We start from the raw sequence: 17,412 nt of genomic DNA, 5'->3' as shown, positions 1-17,412 counted from the left end.
TCGACTACGTATCCGGGCCCCGTGGCGCACTCGCAGACCTCGTAGCTGTCCGATGAAGAGTCGGGATCGTCGCCGAGCATATGGCGGACCAGTTGGGCAAGTGCCGGTCCCGTACCCCGCTCCCGGGGGAGCGAACATGCGGATGCTGTGCCCTGTCTGTGTCTCACACCGGAACGATCACACGCGGGAAACGGCGGCCCCACTGTTCGGTGATCGCGCCGGGCTGATTTTCGTGATCACCGCCGCAATGGTGGGATCCCAATGCGGTTCACGGCGAACTTGTCCTCGGGGGCAGCTGAGGTTGAGTGCACCGACGCTCTCAACTATCACGGCATGACGGTCGCGCCAAACCCTTGGTTCTCTAGATGCTGATCCTGCCCGTCAGTAGTAGTCCGTGCGGCTTCTCCGCGTGGTTGGCGGGCGGAATGGCATGCCCGCCTTCCTGGCGGCGTTCACCTCGGAGGCACGTCGATGCGTAATGAGCCGGAGCCCTCGATCGAGGCTGCGTTCCTGAATGCTAAGAATGCAGCGAAGTACATGGGGATCTCCGTGAATACCCTTTACATCTGGCGTCACCGGAGGCAGGGGCCGCCGAGCTTCCGCCTGGGGCCTGGTGGGCGAGTCATGTACCGGCGGGAACTGCTGGATGCGTGGCTGGCTGAACAGCAGGAGGCCGATTCGCGGTCCAACGCGGCTCTCAACCCGCTGAACAAGGCGCCGCAGCAGCGCGAGCGCCGCCGCGCAGCCTGACATGCAATCCGTCTTCAGGAAGTTCCAAGCACCCGGAATTTCATGCACGCGCAGATCGTCTGTGTGTCTGATCGCGAGATAGATCGCGTCGAGGCAGCTCTCATCAGGCCAGGAAGGAGCGGCGCATGGCGGGCTACATCGAGGACCGATGGCTCAAGAAGCGGCCGAACAAAGAGACCGGCAAGCGCGAGCGAACCGCGTTGTGGGGCAAGTGCACGCGCTACCGGGTCAAGGGCATCCCGGGGGTCCGCGACCGTTCCTTCGACACCGTCGCGGACGCCAAGGCCTGGCTGGCGGAGACGCAGACCGACGCGCGCCGGGGTGACTTCGTCGACTCGCGGGACGGGGCCATCAGCCTGAGCGAGTACGTGGAGAAGCACTGGTGGCCGTCTCAGGTGCACCCGGCACAGACGCTGGAGAGCATGAGGTACCGGATATGGGGGCAAGTGCTGCCGCACCTCGGCGAATTGGCTCTCATGGATGTTGGCATCGCCGAGCTGCGGAAGTGGTCGGCTGACGTTCAGCGTGAGGTCGGGTCGGCAACGGCCTATGTCGCGTGGGTGTACCTGAAGGCGATCATGCAGGCTGCGGTTGAGGACAAGCGTCTGTTCCGCAATCCGTGCAAGGGCAGCAGTTCGATCAAGCCACCGAAGAAGCCGGAGCGTAAGGCCCGCGCGTGGCAGCAGGATCGTGTGGACGCGGTTCGGGAGAAGCTGCGGGACCGCTACCGGATCGTGCTCGACCTTGGTGTGGGCTGTGGACTCAGGCAGGGCGAGGCGTTCGCCTTTAGCCCTGGCGACGTCCGCAGCGACTCGCTGCATATCGAGCGGCAGATCCTTCGGCATCAGTCGCAGCTCTACTTCGGACCGCCGAAGGGGCGCAAGGAGCGCGATGTACCACTACCTCCGGCGCTGGCGAAGAGGCTACTCGACCACCAGGAGCGATTCGCGCCCGTCGAGGTCACTCTGCCGTGGCTGGATCCTGAGGAGCCGGACCTGCCGCGGGAGCAGCGCCGGAAGGTAACCGTGCCGCTTCTGGTCTACTCAACCCGGTGTGGGGCGATCAATCGCACCACTTGGAACACCAAGACGTGGAAGCCCGCGCTTGCAGCCGCCGGAGTCATCCCGCCGCTCCCGAAGCAGGGTGAGGGGGAGAAGGTCACCCGCGTGTGGGAGCCGAGCCGGGAGCACGGGTTCCATGTGCTCCGCCATACGTACGCGTCGGTCATGCTCGAAGCAGGGGAGTCGATCGTGTCGCTCGCGAAGTGGCTGGGGCACTCCGACCCTGCCTTCACGCTCCGCACCTACACTCACTTCATGCCGCAGGCCGGAGCGCGCGGCCTCGCCGTAATCGAGTCTTGGTTCACGGATTCTGCGGAACGTCCCTGAAGGGTCTCAGGAGCGGAGGAGCGGGCAATGCTTCTGAGCTGGCTTCAGGCAGCAGATTCGCACCTTGGTGGAACACATGATCAGACGGAAGCCGCCTCAGAGTCCGGAGACTACCCAGGCGAACGGCGTAGGTGTGCTGTTCGGGGACGTTGATGACGTGGCTTTCGTCGTCGGCCATGAGGTGGTGGCCGCCGACGCGACCGCGGACGGGAGCGGTGTGCAGGCTGTTCTTCGTCTTGGCGGGCGCATGATGTCGCGGCGTGTCGGCCCTCAGCGAGCGCGAGCGCAGGGTCGAGGGTCATGGAGCGCTCGTAGTTAGTCGTCGATGACCTGGTAGAGCGTGGTCCAGAAGTCGTGGACGGCATGCCCCGCGTCCGGGGTGGACATTCCGGTCTGGGTGAGCAGGATTCCGGTGAGCTGATCGCTCGGGTCGGCGTATGCGGTGGTGCCGGTACCGCCGTCCCGGCCGAACTGACCGATGGGCGCGTAGTCGCCACGGTAGGTGCGCACCGCCATCCCGAAGCCCCATCCGCCGTGCAACCCCTGTCCGGAGGACAGATAGGCGATGTTCCTGTACATGGCGTCACGAGCGCCTTGTTGCTCGGGCGTAAGGCGATTGCTGGTCATCAGATCGACGGCGGGCCGGGACAAGAGCCGCTCGCCCCCGTGCATACCGTGATTCAGCAGCATCTGGAAGTAGGCGTGGTAGTCGTCGACAGTGGAGACCAGGCCACCGCCGGCGCCCTGGAACGCCGGAGGCTGGCCTCGTCGAGCAGAACCATCGCCGCCGCCATCGTGACCGGTTTGGACGTGGACGCCATCCGGAAAATCGTGTCCCCGCGCATCGGCGCGCCACCGTCATGGCGCATCGTCCCGAACGCTTCGACGTGGGTCTGGCCGCCGCGGCTGACCAGGAAGACGAGGCCGGGAATCTTCTTGGCTTCGATATGTTGTGCAAGCACGTCGCGCAGTCTGCGCAGTCCTGCATCGGAGAAGCCGTGGTTATTCGTTCCCCTCATGAATCTCCTTGTCCACGGTGTTGGACCTCACGGCAGCCACCACGGGAACCGTGGCTGATCATGCCGGGCACAGGTCCTCTACCGTCGGGTCCGGGAGGAGCTGTGCCCACCGATGCTCGGTGCTGAGACGACAGACGCGTGTGGCGACGTACTCGGCGTCGGTGCTCCAGACGCGGGCGGCGCTGGGCGGTCCGAAGGTTGCCAGGGCGTGGCCGCCGGGAGAGAAATACGCCGGGGACTCGGCGTCTGTGGGGCCGCTGAGAGCGGCGTGCAGGCGCGCGGTGCGGGTGTTCCACAGCCGTACGATGTCTTCGTTGCTGGTGGTGGCGAGGGTAGAGCCATCGGGGCTGAAGGACGCTCCGATGACTTGGCCGACCTGACGGGCCGTCAGGATGGCCTTGATGCGGCGGGCGGCGACGTCCAACAGGCGCAGACCGTTGTTGGTGCCGACGGCTAAGGTGCTCCCGTCGGGGCTGAAAGCCAGGGCCATGTTGGCGTCCCTGGGGCCAGGTAGACGCGTGGCGCGGTGTCCGGAGCGGAGATGCCACAGGCGTGTGGTGCCACCGCTGTTCACGAAGGCCAGAGCGCGGCCATCGGGGCGGAGTTGCAGAGCGGCCAGGCTCCGGGCTCCATGGAGGACAGCGGTGGTGCGTTGGCTGGCGACATTCCACACACGAATGGCGCCGTCGGCGGTACTGACGGCCAGGGTGTTGCCATCAGGGGTGAGAGCCACCTGAGTCACGGCGCCGGTGCCCTTTTGGAGGGCGGTGGTTCGCCTGCCGGTGTTCAGGTTCCACACTCGAACGGTACCGTCCCGGCTGCCCATGGCCAGGACACGGCCGTCGCGGGTGTTCGTGACTGCGGTGAAGGACCGATTGGTGCGGATGGGTGCCGGGCGGGTGCGCCCGGGCGGCGTGGACCAGCCCAGCATGTTGCCGTGGTCGACCGTGACGGAGGCGTCGCGGTCAGCGAAGGGCACGCGTGCAGTGGTGGTGCCGGAACGGCCGGCCAAGGTGGCGAGGGGACGATGCGAGGTCACGTTCCACAGGCGGATGGTCGAGTCTTTTCCCGTCGTGGCCAGAATACGGCTGTCGGGCGAGAACGCCGCTGCATAGGCGAACTCGTCTACGTGCAGGGTGGCCAAAGCCTTGTGCGTGCGGGGGTGCCACAGCCGGACGGTGCGGTCCGTGCTCGCGCTGGCCAAGGTCCGGCCATCGGGCGAGAACGCCACCTGCTGCACCGTGCGGGAGTGGCCGGTCAGGGTCGCGAGGCGAACGTGGGTGCGGGCGTCCCACAGCTTGACGCTGCCGTCGTTGCCAGCCGTGGCGAGGGTACGGCTGTCAGGGGAGAACGCGACGGTACGCCCGGCACCGGTGCGGTCGGCCAGGACCGCGAGGTTTTTGTGGGAGGAGACATCCCACAGGCGGGTCGTGGGCCCGCTGTCAGCGCTGGCCAGGGTACGGCCGTCCGGCGAGAACGCCAGGCGCAGTACCGCATCGGAATGCCCGGTCAGGACGGCGAGGGCCCGGTGGTCGCGCACCGACCACAGACGCACCGTGCGGTCGGCACTGGCGGTGGCGAGGGTATGACCGTCAGGGGAGAATGCGACGCCTTCGACCATGTTGGTGTGGCCGGTGAGGGTCGCAAGGAGGCGGTGGGAGCGGACGTCCCACAGTTTGACGCTGTCGTTGCCGGCGGTGGCGAGAGTGCGGCCGTCGGGAGAGAACGCGACGGTGTTCACGACGTCGGTGTGGCCGAGCAGGGTGGCAAGCAGACGGTGGGAGCGAACATCCCACAGCTTGACGCTGTGGTCGAAACTCGCACTGGCGAGGGTACGGCCGTCAGAACTGAAGGCCGTGCTCTGCACCGCGCTGGTGTGCCCAGTGAGCTGGTTGGCGTAAAAGCGGGAATAGGCGCTCAGTAAGCTGCCACGCGATTCCGTGGTAACGGCCTGCCGATATCCCCTCAGAGCAAGAATCATGGCCGCCTCAGGGTGATCATTGCTCAATTGGGCAGCGCGGGCCGCAGTTTCCCGGGACACGGCCAAACGCCGCTGGTGCTCAGCATCGTTGCGCTGATGATAAGCCATCAATGTGGCGATGAGGGCAAGGCACAGGAGAGTGGCGAGAGTGATCACGGTGCGGCGGGTACGACGTTCGTGACGGCGACCAGCGACGACCGAAGCATCGAGAAAAGCGAATTCCAGGGGGTTTAGGGCCTCCTGGCTGGTGCCGGTGAAGGCTTCCTCGGCTTGGGCCAGGCGCGTGCCGCGGTAGAGAACTCCTGCGTCGCGGTCGAGTTTGTGCCAGGCGAGGGCGTCGTGGGTGAGCTGGCGGTGCAGGCGGATGCGGTCGCGTTCTTCGTTGATCCAGCCCTGCAGACGGGGCCATGCGGTGATCAGCTTTTCGTGGGCGAGGGATACCGTTCCGTCGTCAAGGGTGAGCAGGCGGGCGCGTGCCAGCCGGTCGAGGACGGCCTGGGTGTCGGCCCTGGTGTTGAGGTCGAGGACCGTGAATTCGGTGCGGGGGGTGGGGCGGTGGGTGTCCTCGGTCCCGTCACCGGGGGCGATCAGGCGTAGCAGGATGCGTCGGGCGAGGGTGGCCTGGGTGGGGGTGAGCTGGTGGTAGGCGTCCTCGGCGGTGCGGGCGATGGCGCCGTGTAGGCCGCCGGCTGCGTCGTATGCGTCGTGGGTGAGGATGTGTCCGCGTCGGCGGCGCCAGGTCTCCAGTAGGGCGTGGGACATCAGGGGCAGCGCGCCGGGCTCGTCGGTGACCTCGTCGAGGATGTGGGCGGTCAGGTCTCGTTCAACGTTCAGCCCGCGCGCCTGTGCCGGGCGCACGATGGCCGCGCGCAGTTGCTCGGTGTTCATCGGGCCGACCAGGAGGGTGGCGTCGTTGAGGGCTGCGGCCAGGGCGTGGTTTTCGGTGCACCGGCCGAAGAAGTCGGCTCGTAGGGCGAGGACTACCCGTAACCGGTTTCCGGGTTCTTGGGCAGCCAGTAAGCGCTCCAGGAAGGCCGCGCGGTCGTCGGGAGAGGCACAGAGAGTGAACAGCTCTTCGAACTGATCCACCAGCACCCAGGTGTCCCCCGCGCCCTCGGCCGGTGTCAGCAGATCGAGACGGTCCATCGGCTGGGCGCCGGGGGTGAGAACTCGTACTGCGGCAGGCCTGTCGTCCGCGTCCTGATCGGAACGGCGCAGTCGTGGGATGAGGCCGGCGCGCAGGAGGGAGGACTTGCCGCTGCCTGAAGCTCCCACCAACACGCTCAGCCGGTGCCGATGGGCCATTGCCTCCAGCTGTGCGGTGGTCTCCTCGCGGCCGAAGAACAGCTCCGCATCGCCCGGTTCGAAGCGCTCCAGCCCCCGGTACGGCGGCTCACCGTCCTCCTCGGGCGGTCGCGGTACCGCCGTGATCTCCGCATCCGCCTGTTCCCATCGGTGCCGCCACTCCTCCACGTCACCTCGGCAGGCCCGCACATAGGCCAGAGCGGCCGGAAGCGTGGGCAGCCGCTCGCCACCCGCCGCCTGGGACAAGGTCGCGGCCGAATACCCCGCACGGCGAGCCATGCTCCGATAGCCCGGAGCCCCTGCCTCGTCGCGGAGCTTGCGTAACTCGTAGGCGAACCGCGCGATGGGCCCGTCCTGCGGATCGATCGGCTTCTCTGGACGCCCCACTGGCCCTTCCCCTCCACGGCAATTCGCCTGCCTCTTTCCACCAGCCTAAAGATCGACTCACGGCCACGGCAATGACGCCCACCACGAGCCGACGATCGCGGCCGGATTGATCAGACCAGCTCAGACGGGCTGCCAAACAACTTCCCGGCGGGTGAAGTCAGTGATGTCCGGGCTGCGGGAGGCACGACGGGGGGAGTGACCTCCTGCGGCCCGGATGGACAGCCTCGTCTTTCACAAGGAGTAGATGAAATGACGCGTAAGAAGAAGACAGTCGTTCTGTGGGCCCTTGCCACCAGCGTGCTCGCAACCTCGGCCAGCCCCGCGCTCGCTGACCGCAACAACACGGTGGCTCCGCCCGAGCGTAACCAGACCGTAACGGCTCTTCGCGTGAAGAGCTGTGTCACCACGGGAGGAGCAGGCAGTGTCCGGTACAAAGGTTTCTCCCAGCCCGTGCAGAAGCTCAAGCTCAGGCTGTGGGCATGGGACGCCGTCGCAGACGGTCAACACGTGCGCGTTCGGCTCGTCACGAAGAATCACAAGGACCACAAGAGGTATTGGAAGTGGCACAAGACGTCCTCCGACAATAAGTGGCGCACTACCGCCCGCGACAATCACGGGATCTTTAACGTGGGTGTCCAGGTAGCACAGTTCAAGGGAAACAAGCGCTTGGAGCTTTGCACCTCTTGGAAGTAGGCCGCGCTCGGCATCGTCCTGATCGCCCGGATCCGCACCTCCAATGACCCGGACGAGTCCAGAACCTGTGCTGGCCAAGCACCGCGCGGCTGTGGAGGGCCGACACCGGCGAGTCCCCCCGCGCCGCCCTCGTTGGCCACACCCGCTCAGTGATCTGTGGCGTTACGCGCTGCTCTCCCTTGCGAGCTCTGCTGCCCCGACTGCGCAGGTGACGACTATGGCTCGGGGCGAGGTTTGGACGATCTGATCAACCCACCAAAGGAGAATTTGGACAAATGCTCGAATTCCGTCGTGCATTCGCGTCTGCGGCCGTCATCGGGGTTGCCGTCATGGGGCCTGCCATCGTCGGTGCATCTTCGGCTAATGCGACGCAATCCGCCGCAGCAGCCGTTTCGTCGGCCCCCGCGCTCTCTGTCGAGAGCGCCTGCAATCCGGCCGAGCTCATGCACAAGGCGAAGGAGTACCAGCTCAGGTCCGACGACTACAAGGCCAAGGCGCGGCAGGAATCGTCGAGGGGACACAAGAAGAAGGCTGCCGCTTACCAGAAAAAGGCGAAGGCGTACGCGAAGAAGGCAGTGGCCTACCGCGCCAAGGCCAAGCGCTGCCAAGCGGATCGACGCACCCACGCGACAGCACTTGTGGGGTGACGCTCCGGCGGTGACTCGCCAGCACTTGAACACTGTGCGGCCCCGCGACGCGCGGGGCCGCATGCCCATTCGTAACCTTATGCCCGGCCGGGTGCCCGACGTCTTCAAGTAGGGGGTGACGTGCATGAGTGTGGGGTCAGCGGGTTGGATACGCGGGACAAACTGGCGCAAGTTCCTCGCCGCCGAGGTATCTCGTCCGTTCCTGGGGGCTGAGGTTTCGGCGAACGGTGCTGCAGAGTTGTTTGATGGACTCAGCTTCGTTGGGGATTGCCGTGTCCCACAGCCGCACAGTTGCGTCCTGACCGCCTGTGGCGAGGTACTTGCCATTGGGACTGAAGGAGACGGAGCTGACGACGTCAGCGTGTCCGGCGAGCTTGTAGCGTGCCTTTTGGGTGGCCACATCCCAGAGTTGAGCTGTGGTGTCCTCACTTCCGGTAGCCAGCGTCTTCCCGTTGGGGCTGAACGCCAAGGAAGTCACCAAGCCGGTGTGACCGGCAAGTGTGTACTGGGCTTTGCCGGTGGTGGTGTCCCAGACCTGCACGTCGTTTTCGTTCGTCGTGGCGAGCGTCTTTCCATCAGGGCTGAACGCCAGATCTGACAGTCGGCCGTGCTGCTTGAGGGTGTAGTGGGTCTTTCCTGTGGCAACTTCCCAGATGTGAATTGTGCCGTCATCGCGGCCAAAGGCGATCATCTTTCCATCGGGACTGAACTTCAGGGCCCGTACGGTATCGCTCTCGCTTTTGTTGGGGTTGAGGTATGTCTTGCGAGGTTTGCCCGTGGCCATGTTCCAGGTGTAGGCATTTCCGTAGACGTCATTGGCGGCGATGACTTCCCCGTCGGGACTGAAGGTGACATTTATCAGGTAACGCTTTTTGATTCTGTACCGGAGGTCTCTGGTGGTGCTGTTGAAGACGGATATTCCGTCCTTGCTGCCGACCGCCAGTGTCCTGTCGTCAGGGCTGAATGTTGCCGCGCCGGGGAGATTTAGCCATGTGGTGCGGTTTCTCCCGCGTCCCAGGTTCCATTGCCGCAATGTCCCGTCCCCGGTGCTGTTGGTGTTCAGGAAGGTGCCATTCGCGCTGAAATCAACGGAGGTCACGAGGCGGGTGTGACCTTTGAATGTGCGGCGCGTCGTGCCGATGGCCACATCCCAAAGCCGAACCTTTTCGTCCTCGCTTCCGGAAGCCAGGGTCTTGCTGTCCGGGCTGAAGGAGAGTGCCCACACCTTCCCGGCGCGGTCGGTGAGTGTGTCCTGGACCTTTCCGGAGGTCGCGTCCCACAGTCGCACTGTCCGATCGATGCCGGCGCTTGCCAGATGTTCGCCGTCGGGGCTGAACGCTACCGCGTTGACGACATCGTCGTGACCGCGAAGTGTCCGTTGGAGTTTTCCGGTGGCCGGATTCCACAGTCGCACGAGCCCGTCTTCGCCTCCAGCGGCGAGTGAACGGCCATCAGGACTGAATGCTGCAGGGGCGGCACCTGGGTCGGCTGTGGTGTACCAGTCGAGGGTGTGCCGCGTTTTCCCGGAGTCCACATCGACGATCTCCACCTCTCCGCGGATGTGGTTGTTGATGGCCAGGGTTTCGCTATCCGGGCTGAAGGTCAGGGAGGATCCGGTCCACACCGCAGGGGAATCACGGAAGGACTCGGTGGCCGTGTCCCAGAGTTTGAGTCGGCCGGTGTCGGTTCCTATCGCCAACGTTTTGCCGTCCGGGCTGAATGCCACTGACGTGACCTTCGAGTAACGGTTGCCCCTCAGTATCGTGTGGGGTTTGCCGCTGGCCACATCCCATACCACGGCGTCTTCGTCGCGATTGGACGCCAGGGATCTCCCGTCCGGGCTGAAGGAAAGCGACGTCACACTGGCGGGCTGCCCGGTGAATGCGCCGCGACTTTTGCCAGTGGTGGCGTCCCACAGCCGCACAAGGGACCTGTCTCTGCCGCCCCGTGAGGGGCTGTCATTGACGCTACCGGCAGCCACGGTTTTGCCGTCAGGACTGATTGCCACGGTTTTGAAGTGCTCGTCGTGGCCGGACAAGCGGCCCCTTAAACGCAGCTCGGCGGCTTTGTACAGACTGGCCGTGGATTCTTCAGTGGGGCTGAGCTGGTGGGCCTGTACTGCCAGCAGGGAGGCCAGGTCGGGGTTGGTCTTCAGCAAGGTGGCCGATTGCGAGGCCAACTCCCGGGACTGGGCCTGGTGCTGTGCGGTGACGGCTTCTTGCCGTTGCCAGAGGGCAGTCCCGGTGGCGATCAGGGCGAGGACGAGCAAGGTGGCCAGGACGGTGTTGATGCGTCGGGTTCTGCGAGCTGCGGCCTGCTCGTGTCGTCGGCTGGCGCTGAGAAGCCCCTCGACATCGGCCGGCAGCGGGCGTTGACGAGCCCACTCGGCGCCTTCCGCCAGGGCGGTTCCGGACAGCAGGTCATCGGGCCGACCACTGTCATCATGGCGTGCTGCTTGCTCGGCCGCGCGATGGAGCCAGACCTGAAACCGTCGGTCCTGAGCCACCCAGGTGCGTAGATCGCTCCAATCGCGGATGAGGGCATCGTGGATGAGTTCCGCCGCCGGGTCACCCGTGGCCCCGCCGGGCTGAGGCGTGCTGCTGCCCGTGGTGATGATGCGGTGGCGGGTCAGAGCAGCCAGCACATCGTCGAACACCGCATCTGCTCGCACTGCGTCGGCTGCGGGATCACGGGCCAGATCCCGCAGCCGGGCGAGCGGGACCTGTTGGCGTGTCGCCGGGATGGCGTGTGCTTCGTCCGCGGGCCGTACCAGCGCGGTGAGGAGGCGACGAGCGGTGGGTCGCTGATCGGCGGGCAGCTGGGCGAGGGCGGTGTCGCACCACGTCGCGAGGCTACCGGTGACCCCGCCGATGCGCTGGTAGGCCTGGTGTGTGAGCCGGCCGTCGGTGCGGCGCTCCCACAGCTGGCTGAGCGCCAGTTCCAAGGGAGGCAATAACGTGACGGGCGCCTGCTGGCCGGGAGCGGCGGCCAGGACGTCGGTGATGATGCGTTCCGGCAGACCGTCCTCTATGCGTGCGCCTGCTCGGAGGACCGGCAGGGTAATGATCGCTTGCAGCTCCGGGGCGCTCAGGGACGCCGGCACGTTGACCACCCCTGACCCGGCAGATGCCAGCAGTTTCGGGGCCATCGCGGCCAGCCGTGAGTAGAAGTCATCGCGCATGACCAGCATCACCGAGACGGGAACCGTCCCGTCGCACAGCGCCAGGAGCTGCTCCGTCGCTGCGGCACACCGGTCGCCGGACGAACTGTGCGCCTTGGGGGACTGCTGGGCGAGAAGTTCCTCGAACTGGTCGAGGATCACCAGCAGGCGGTCGTGGTCCGGCTCGCGGGACAAGCGGCGTTCCGCAGCGGCGGGGAGGCCGTCGGCTTCAGCACCGGGCAATCCAGCCCGCTCCAGCTCCGCGTTGATGTCTGTGCCCGGACGAGCAACAAGAGGCAGCCAGCGGTCGCTGCCGGGCAGCCGTCCTGCGGCCAGGGCTGGCAGAACACCGGCCCGCACGAGGGAGGACTTCCCGGCGCCCGAGGGCCCCAGCACCAACAGCAGCCGCTGCTGGCCACCCAGCGCGGCCAGCACACTCTCCACGGCGGCGTCCCGGCCGTGGAACCACTCGGCTTGCTCCTCGGTGAAGGGTTCCAGCCCCTGATAGGGGCGCACCTGGCTCTCGATAAGTTGCGGCCGGGCTCGCCGGAGCACCTCCATGGGGGTGCAATAGGCGATGCCCAGCCCCTTGAGGTGACTGTCCGGCGACGTGATCGAGGTGACCATGCCGATCACCAGACCGGTCACCTCATCCACGACAGGCCCGCCGCTGAACCCGGTGGTCAGATCGTTGGCCCCCGTCAACTGCAGCAGCCGGCCCACACCGTCGCCGCCTTGGAGGAGGTTGCCGACCGTTCCATAGCCGAAGTGACCGCCCTGAGGGGCCTGAGAGGGAAACCCGAACGAGGCCACCCGGTGCCCTCTGCCCCCTACGCTCGACCCCAGAGGCAGCTCATGGGCACCTGCTGGGATGCTTTCCAGCTGAACGAAGGCGATGTCTTCCCCTTCAGGCGCCCGCCACTGCTCAGCGATGACAGACCCCGCCACGCGCGACGCCTCCGGCAACTGGGGGAATCCGACCTCGACCCTGCTCTCCGGCCCGTGCCCGGCGGCGGTCACCACATGCGCACAGGTGACGAGAATGCCCTCCCCGACCAGAAACCCCGCACCGGCCACACCGCCGTCATCGCCGAAAATCTGCGCGACCGCAGTGGAAAACGGGGGCCTGTCCGAGTCCTTCATCCCCCGCGCCTCACCGCGCGTCCTCTGCGCCCTGGCCGTTCTTCCACAGCAGGCGGACCTTCAGATGGACGGCGATATCACCTTTGGCGATCACTGCCCCCGCCTTCGCGGAGACGTTGACCCCGAACTCCACCTCGACCTCCTCCGGACCGGCCTGCCGCAACTCCTCCAGAACCGTCCGTGCCGTTTCCCGAACGGGAGCCAATGACTCCCGCAAGGTATGCGGCATGTCGTGAAGAGTGTCCCCGACCCGTCCAGCCTTGACCGGACCCTCATGTTCCTGCGCCCCGTCGAACAGGATGTATCCGCCACCCTCAAGCGGCACACGCGCCATGTCCTGCATCAATTCCCCCTTGAAAAGTGCCAGTTTGCACCGCCGGAGCTCGACAGGACAACACCCGCAGGCAGGCTGCACGACATGAAGAGGTACGGCTCGCCAGGTGATACGAAGCTCAGGAGTTGCCATACTCCGCTGTGGAGTTGGTCGGGACGGGGGAGCAAGAGGGGGAATCATCGTGCCGGATTCGCGGAGCCCGGAGGCGGTGCTGGGGGCGGCGATCCTGCGCGTGCGCGCACCGGACAGCACCGACGGAGCTGCCGGCGACATCGGCGGGGCGGGATTTCTGATCACCAGCGAGCTCGCGCTGACCTGTGCGCACGTCGTGTGTGACGCGTTGTCGCTGCCGCGGGACGCGCCCCGGCCCGACGGGGTGTGCCTCACCGTGGACCTGCCGCTGGACGGCGGTGGGCGAGGACGCGCAAGCGCCGAGGTCGAGCATTGGGTGCCCACCGGGCCAGACGGCAGGGGCGACATCGCCGTACTACGGCTGACGGCTCCGATCCCGGGGGCGCGGCCGGCGCGCATGGCGGAGGCGGACACCGTCTGGGAGCACGCTGCACGCGTGGCCGGGTTCCCGGCGATCTCGCCGGGAGGTGTCTGGCACCGGGGGAGACTGTTGGGCGGGACCGCCGAGGGATGGGTGCAGTTCGCGGCGGCCGACGGCGAGGCCGCTCCCGTACAGGGCGGTTTCAGCGGCAGCCCGGTGTGGGACGAGCAGCTGGGTGCTGTGGTGGGGATGGTGACGCGAGCCCAGGTCACCGGGGAGCGGCGGCAGAGCTTTCTGATAGCGACGCGCACGATCGCACAGGCGGTCCCGGAGCTGGCCGAGGTCCTGCGCCCGGCGACGCCGTTCCGTGGGCTGGCCGCCTTCCAGGAGGAGGACGCGGCGGTCTTCTTCGGGCGGGAGACGGAGGCCCAGGACATCGCACGGCTCGTACGGGCGCATCCGTACGTGACGATCGTGGGGCCGTCGGGCAGCGGGAAAACCTCCCTGGCGTTGGCCGGTGTCGTACCGCGGTTGCGCACGGAGGGCTTCGAAGCCGTCGTCGTACGGCCGGCCGCCGGGCGGTCGCTGCTGACCGTACTCGCCTCCGAACTGGTGGCGCTGCTGCACCCGGAACTGCGCGGCACGGAAAAACTGCTCAGGACACGCGAGCTGGAGCCGCTGCTGAGCGAGCCTGGCAGGCTGGCGGAAACAATCAGGCTGACGTTGGAGGAGTCGGGGGCGCAGCGTCTGCTGGTCGTCCTGGACCAGAGTGAGGAACTGTTCGCGGGCGGCGGGGAGGCGGCCCAGGCTGCGGCCGGGGTGCTGTTTCCCTCCGACCCGTCAGAGGAGCTGCGTGTCCTGGTCACCTTGCGCGCGGACTTCCTGGAGGCCGCACTGTCCCATCCGGCAACTGGCCCGGCGCTCAGCCGTACGGTCCATGCCCTCGCGCCGATGAACCGCGAGCAACTGCGTGCGGTGATCACCCGGCCCGTGGAGACCGTCGCGGGCGTGGAGTACGACCCGGGACTCGTCACGGCCATGCTGGATGACGCGGGCGCCGAGCCGGGCGCGCTGCCGCTGCTGGGCTTCGTCCTGGAGCGCTTGTGGCGCGGACAGCGGCATGGAGTCCTGCGCTTCGACACCTACCAGGAACTGGGCGGCGTGCAGGGCGCCCTGGGCCGGCAGGCCGAGACCATCTGGCACGCGTGCGTGGCGGACCAGGACACGGATACGGCGCTGCGGCTGCTGACCGGGCTGGTGCGGGTGCTCCCGGGCGGCGAGGGCACCCTGCGCAACGTCCTCACCCGCGAGGAGGCGGGCCCGCAGCGGTGGCGGATCGCCCAGGCGCTCGCCCGGCAGCGGCTGCTGGTCCTGGGGAGCAGCCCGGAGGCAGGCGAGACCGTCGAACTCGCGCACGAAGCGCTGATCCGGGCCTGGCCCCGCCTCGCTCAGCGAGTGGAGGACGATCGGGCGTTTCTGACCTGGCGGGCGGGCCTGCGCCGGGACATGGAACGCTGGGAAGCCTCGGAACGGCGGACGGAACGGTTACCCGGCGTGGACGAGCTGCGGGCCGCACGGCCGTGGCTGGACAGCCGGAGCGCGGAGCTCACCGCAGGGGAGCGGGATTTCCTGCAGAGGGGCCAGCAGCACCGCCAGAAGGTGACGAGAGCCAAGCGTGCCGCGTGGGCGGCCGGAGCCCTGGTGATGGTCCTGCTCGTCACGCTCAGCACCAGCCTGGTCGTCACCTCGGGAGCCAAGGAACAGCGGGAGGCCGAGGCACACTCGCGGGAGCTGGCCGACATCTCGGCGGATCTGGCGGAGCGGGATCCGGTGCTGGCGGCCCGAGTGGCGATGGCGGCATACAAGGCCGCGCCGACGAGGGAGGCCGGCAATGAGCTGCTCCGGCGCTACATGGGTTACCGCGATACGCAGTGGGCCGTTTCCGGTACGCAGGGCGCCCTCGACGCGATGGCGACCAGTGCTGATGGCGCGGTCACTCTGATCACCACCGAGCTGGGCCGGGGGACCCTCTTCGTACGGGGCGCGGGCGGGAGAGTCCGCAGGGTCCAGTTCCCCGTCGAGCGGTACCTGAGCTATCCGATGGTCAGCGCGGACGGCAGACGAATCGCTTACACGACGGAGAAGGGCTCGCTGGTCTGGCACGAGGTGTGGCCCGACTCCAAGGCGCTGCTGGGGCGTGGCCGCACTCTCCATGGCGGTGGCACCGCACACGACGACGACAAGAGGATCGACTTCACCCAGCGCCGCGTTGCTGTCCTTTCCCAGGACGGCACGCGCGCCGCGACGATCTCCGGCAGGCAGATCGACCTGTGGGATCTGGAGGCCGGTAAGCACTGGACGTTGCCGGTCTCGGCGCCGGCTGCCCTGTCCGTGTCGTTCGGTCCTGACAATGACACGCTCGTGGTGGACGAGGCGGCCAAGACTCCCAACCTGGCCCAGATGGGCCCCGTGGTGGCCATGGACGCCCGTACGGGAAAGACCCGGAAGCTGGGAGCAACGATCACCTCGACCGCGGTGTCGGGTGGCGGCTCGACGGCCGTGATGTGCAAGCAAGGCGGGGGCGACTTGGACGGGCAGGTGGTCTACCGCGCGGTACGGGTTAAGGACGGCCGGGAGATCAGCCGTTATTCCGACGGGAAACTGATCAGCTGCAACGACATGGCCGTCGACAGCGCGGGGCACCGGATGGCTCTGGAGGACGAAAGCCGGCGCGTACTGGTCGACGTACCGAGCGGGAAGCAACTGGCCACGACCGACGGTTTTACCGAGTCCGGCGACGGCGAGCTGACCAACCCGCAGCTACTCGGAGGACCAGAGAAACCCGTCCTGGTCACCGCGCGGGGCACTCAGGTCACCGCGCGCCCCCTGGCCACCCGACCGCAGCCCGAACTCGCATTGCCCACCCTGCTCGACCACGGCCGACGGCTGATCGGACGAGAGGGAACGGCGGAACACCAAAGGATCAGGTTGGTCGACCCGTTGCGGCAGATGAGGTCCCTTGCCGCGAGCAGACCGCTGTCGAAGAAGGACCTCGGCGGGCATCCGGTGTGGGCGGAGGAACTGGAGGATCTACCGCTGGCAGTTGGCCGGAACGAGAAGCTGATGGCCGACGTGGTGGCGTACAACAAGGTCGTCGTCCGGTCCTTGCCGTCGCTGCGGGAGGTGTCACAGATCACCCTTCCCCTGGGCAGGGCGAACCACTTCGGCGACCGGGAGGCACCGTCCGCCCACTTCCTCAGCAGCGGTGCGCTCCTGACCCAGGTGGAGGGCCGGCTGGATCGCTGGGACCCCGAGACGGGCCGGCGGCTGTCGACGGTCGATCTACGTGACCTGAAGCTGTCGAAGCGCGGCCCCAAGCCGTTCGACCCGCAGGAAGATCCACCTGTCTCCGGCTTCTGGGTGGGTTCGTACCCCAAGAAGGACCACGTACTGGTCAAGGTCGAAGGCGACGCCAAGGTGCATGTGGTGGACCTGCGCGAGCAGCGGGAGGCGAAGGAACTCGGGTTCCGGGTGGGAGCGGATTCCGTGACCGTCCATATGGACCGAAGCGGCAAGTATGCAGCTGTGTACGCCCGAGGGGCGATGGTCGAACTGTGGTCCATGCGGGCCGACGGGGAGGCGAGACGGTCCCTGGGCCCGATCGGGCCCATCACACAATCCGGCGAAGGCCGTGGATTCGTGGCGAGCTTCCTTTCCGGACAGCGATTCCTCCTTGCCGAAGGCGACTCCGCTCGCATCTACAAGGCAGGCGGCCGTTCCTACGACATCTCATACGACTTCGGTGAGCCGCAGACCTTTTTGAACGCATCGCAGGACGGGAAGGTCTTGCTGAGCAAGACACCGGACGACTTCGACATCGTTCCCAGCGGGGGTTTCGATGTCGTCCGGCTCGACCCCGCCCTGTGGCGTGACAAGCTCTGCCGGGTTGTCGGCCAGCAGAGGTTCACGGCTCCGGAGCGGAGCGCCGTCCCCGCCGAGCTGCCGGATCGCGTCTGCCCCGACTGAGCCCGTCAGGTGCCAGCTGTCGGACGAGGCAAAGGCCACGCGCGCGTCGTGCACTCCCCGCTAACGACTTCACAGCGTCAGCCCCG

8 protein-coding genes and 1 pseudogene are annotated in these 17,412 nt (G+C 66.9%); 5 read left to right on the top strand and 4 right to left on the bottom strand.

Going from position 1 to position 17,412, the window contains the following annotated elements; all coding sequences use genetic code 11:
- Positions 1–471 precede the first annotated feature (471 nt).
- Together J2Z30_RS02690 and J2Z30_RS02685 are read left to right on the top strand one after the other, a co-directional pair.
- Positions 472–750, top strand: a complete 279-nt coding sequence (locus J2Z30_RS02690) for a helix-turn-helix transcriptional regulator (RefSeq protein ID WP_044576385.1) — start codon at positions 472–474, stop codon at positions 748–750.
- A gap of 125 nt (positions 751–875) precedes the next feature.
- Positions 876–2,138, top strand: a complete 1,263-nt coding sequence (locus J2Z30_RS02685) for a tyrosine-type recombinase/integrase (protein ID WP_044576387.1) — start codon at positions 876–878, stop codon at positions 2,136–2,138.
- 315 nt (positions 2,139–2,453) lie between these two features.
- Here J2Z30_RS02685 and J2Z30_RS02680 read toward each other — a convergent pair.
- Together J2Z30_RS02680 and J2Z30_RS51255 are read right to left on the bottom strand one after the other, a co-directional pair.
- Positions 2,454–3,157 (bottom strand): annotated as a pseudogene (locus J2Z30_RS02680) (serine hydrolase domain-containing protein).
- A 58-nt stretch (positions 3,158–3,215) separates the two neighbouring features.
- A complete protein-coding gene (locus J2Z30_RS51255) occupies positions 3,216–6,830 on the bottom strand; it encodes an nSTAND1 domain-containing NTPase (protein ID WP_052701626.1) in 3,615 nt (1,204 codons plus the stop codon).
- A gap of 249 nt (positions 6,831–7,079) precedes the next feature.
- Between J2Z30_RS51255 and J2Z30_RS02670 the strand changes: the two genes are divergently transcribed.
- Both J2Z30_RS02670 and J2Z30_RS02665 read left to right on the top strand, forming a co-directional pair.
- Positions 7,080–7,523: a hypothetical protein gene (locus tag J2Z30_RS02670; protein WP_209468515.1), complete on the top strand. Its 444-nt coding sequence runs from the start codon at positions 7,080–7,082 to the stop codon at positions 7,521–7,523.
- Between the two features lie 275 nt (positions 7,524–7,798).
- Positions 7,799–8,170 carry a hypothetical protein gene (locus J2Z30_RS02665; RefSeq protein WP_044576390.1) on the top strand — a complete coding sequence of 124 codons (372 nt, stop codon included), beginning with the start codon at positions 7,799–7,801 and terminating at the stop codon, positions 8,168–8,170.
- A 136-nt stretch (positions 8,171–8,306) separates the two neighbouring features.
- Here J2Z30_RS02665 and J2Z30_RS02660 read toward each other — a convergent pair whose 3' ends face one another.
- Both J2Z30_RS02660 and J2Z30_RS02655 read right to left on the bottom strand, forming a co-directional pair.
- Positions 8,307–12,473 carry an nSTAND1 domain-containing NTPase gene (locus J2Z30_RS02660; protein WP_044576393.1) on the bottom strand — a complete coding sequence of 1,389 codons (4,167 nt, stop codon included), beginning with the start codon at positions 12,471–12,473 and terminating at the stop codon, positions 8,307–8,309.
- Positions 12,474–12,483: 10 nt separating this feature from the next.
- On the bottom strand, positions 12,484–12,816 hold the full coding sequence (locus J2Z30_RS02655) for a CU044_2847 family protein (protein WP_044576396.1): 333 nt from the start codon (positions 12,814–12,816) through the stop codon (positions 12,484–12,486).
- 172 nt (positions 12,817–12,988) lie between these two features.
- Here J2Z30_RS02655 and J2Z30_RS02650 point away from each other — a divergent pair, with 172 nt between their 5' ends.
- Complete coding sequence (locus tag J2Z30_RS02650) at positions 12,989–17,326, top strand: serine protease (RefSeq protein ID WP_209468514.1); 4,338 nt, start codon at positions 12,989–12,991, stop codon at positions 17,324–17,326.
- Positions 17,327–17,412: the final 86 nt, after the last annotated feature.

It is taken from the genome of Streptomyces iranensis (assembly GCF_017874715.1).
Lineage (GTDB): Bacteria > Actinomycetota > Actinomycetes > Streptomycetales > Streptomycetaceae > Streptomyces > Streptomyces iranensis.
Note: the sequence above shows the minus strand (reverse complement) of the source record. Positions and strands in the feature narration are given on the sequence as shown.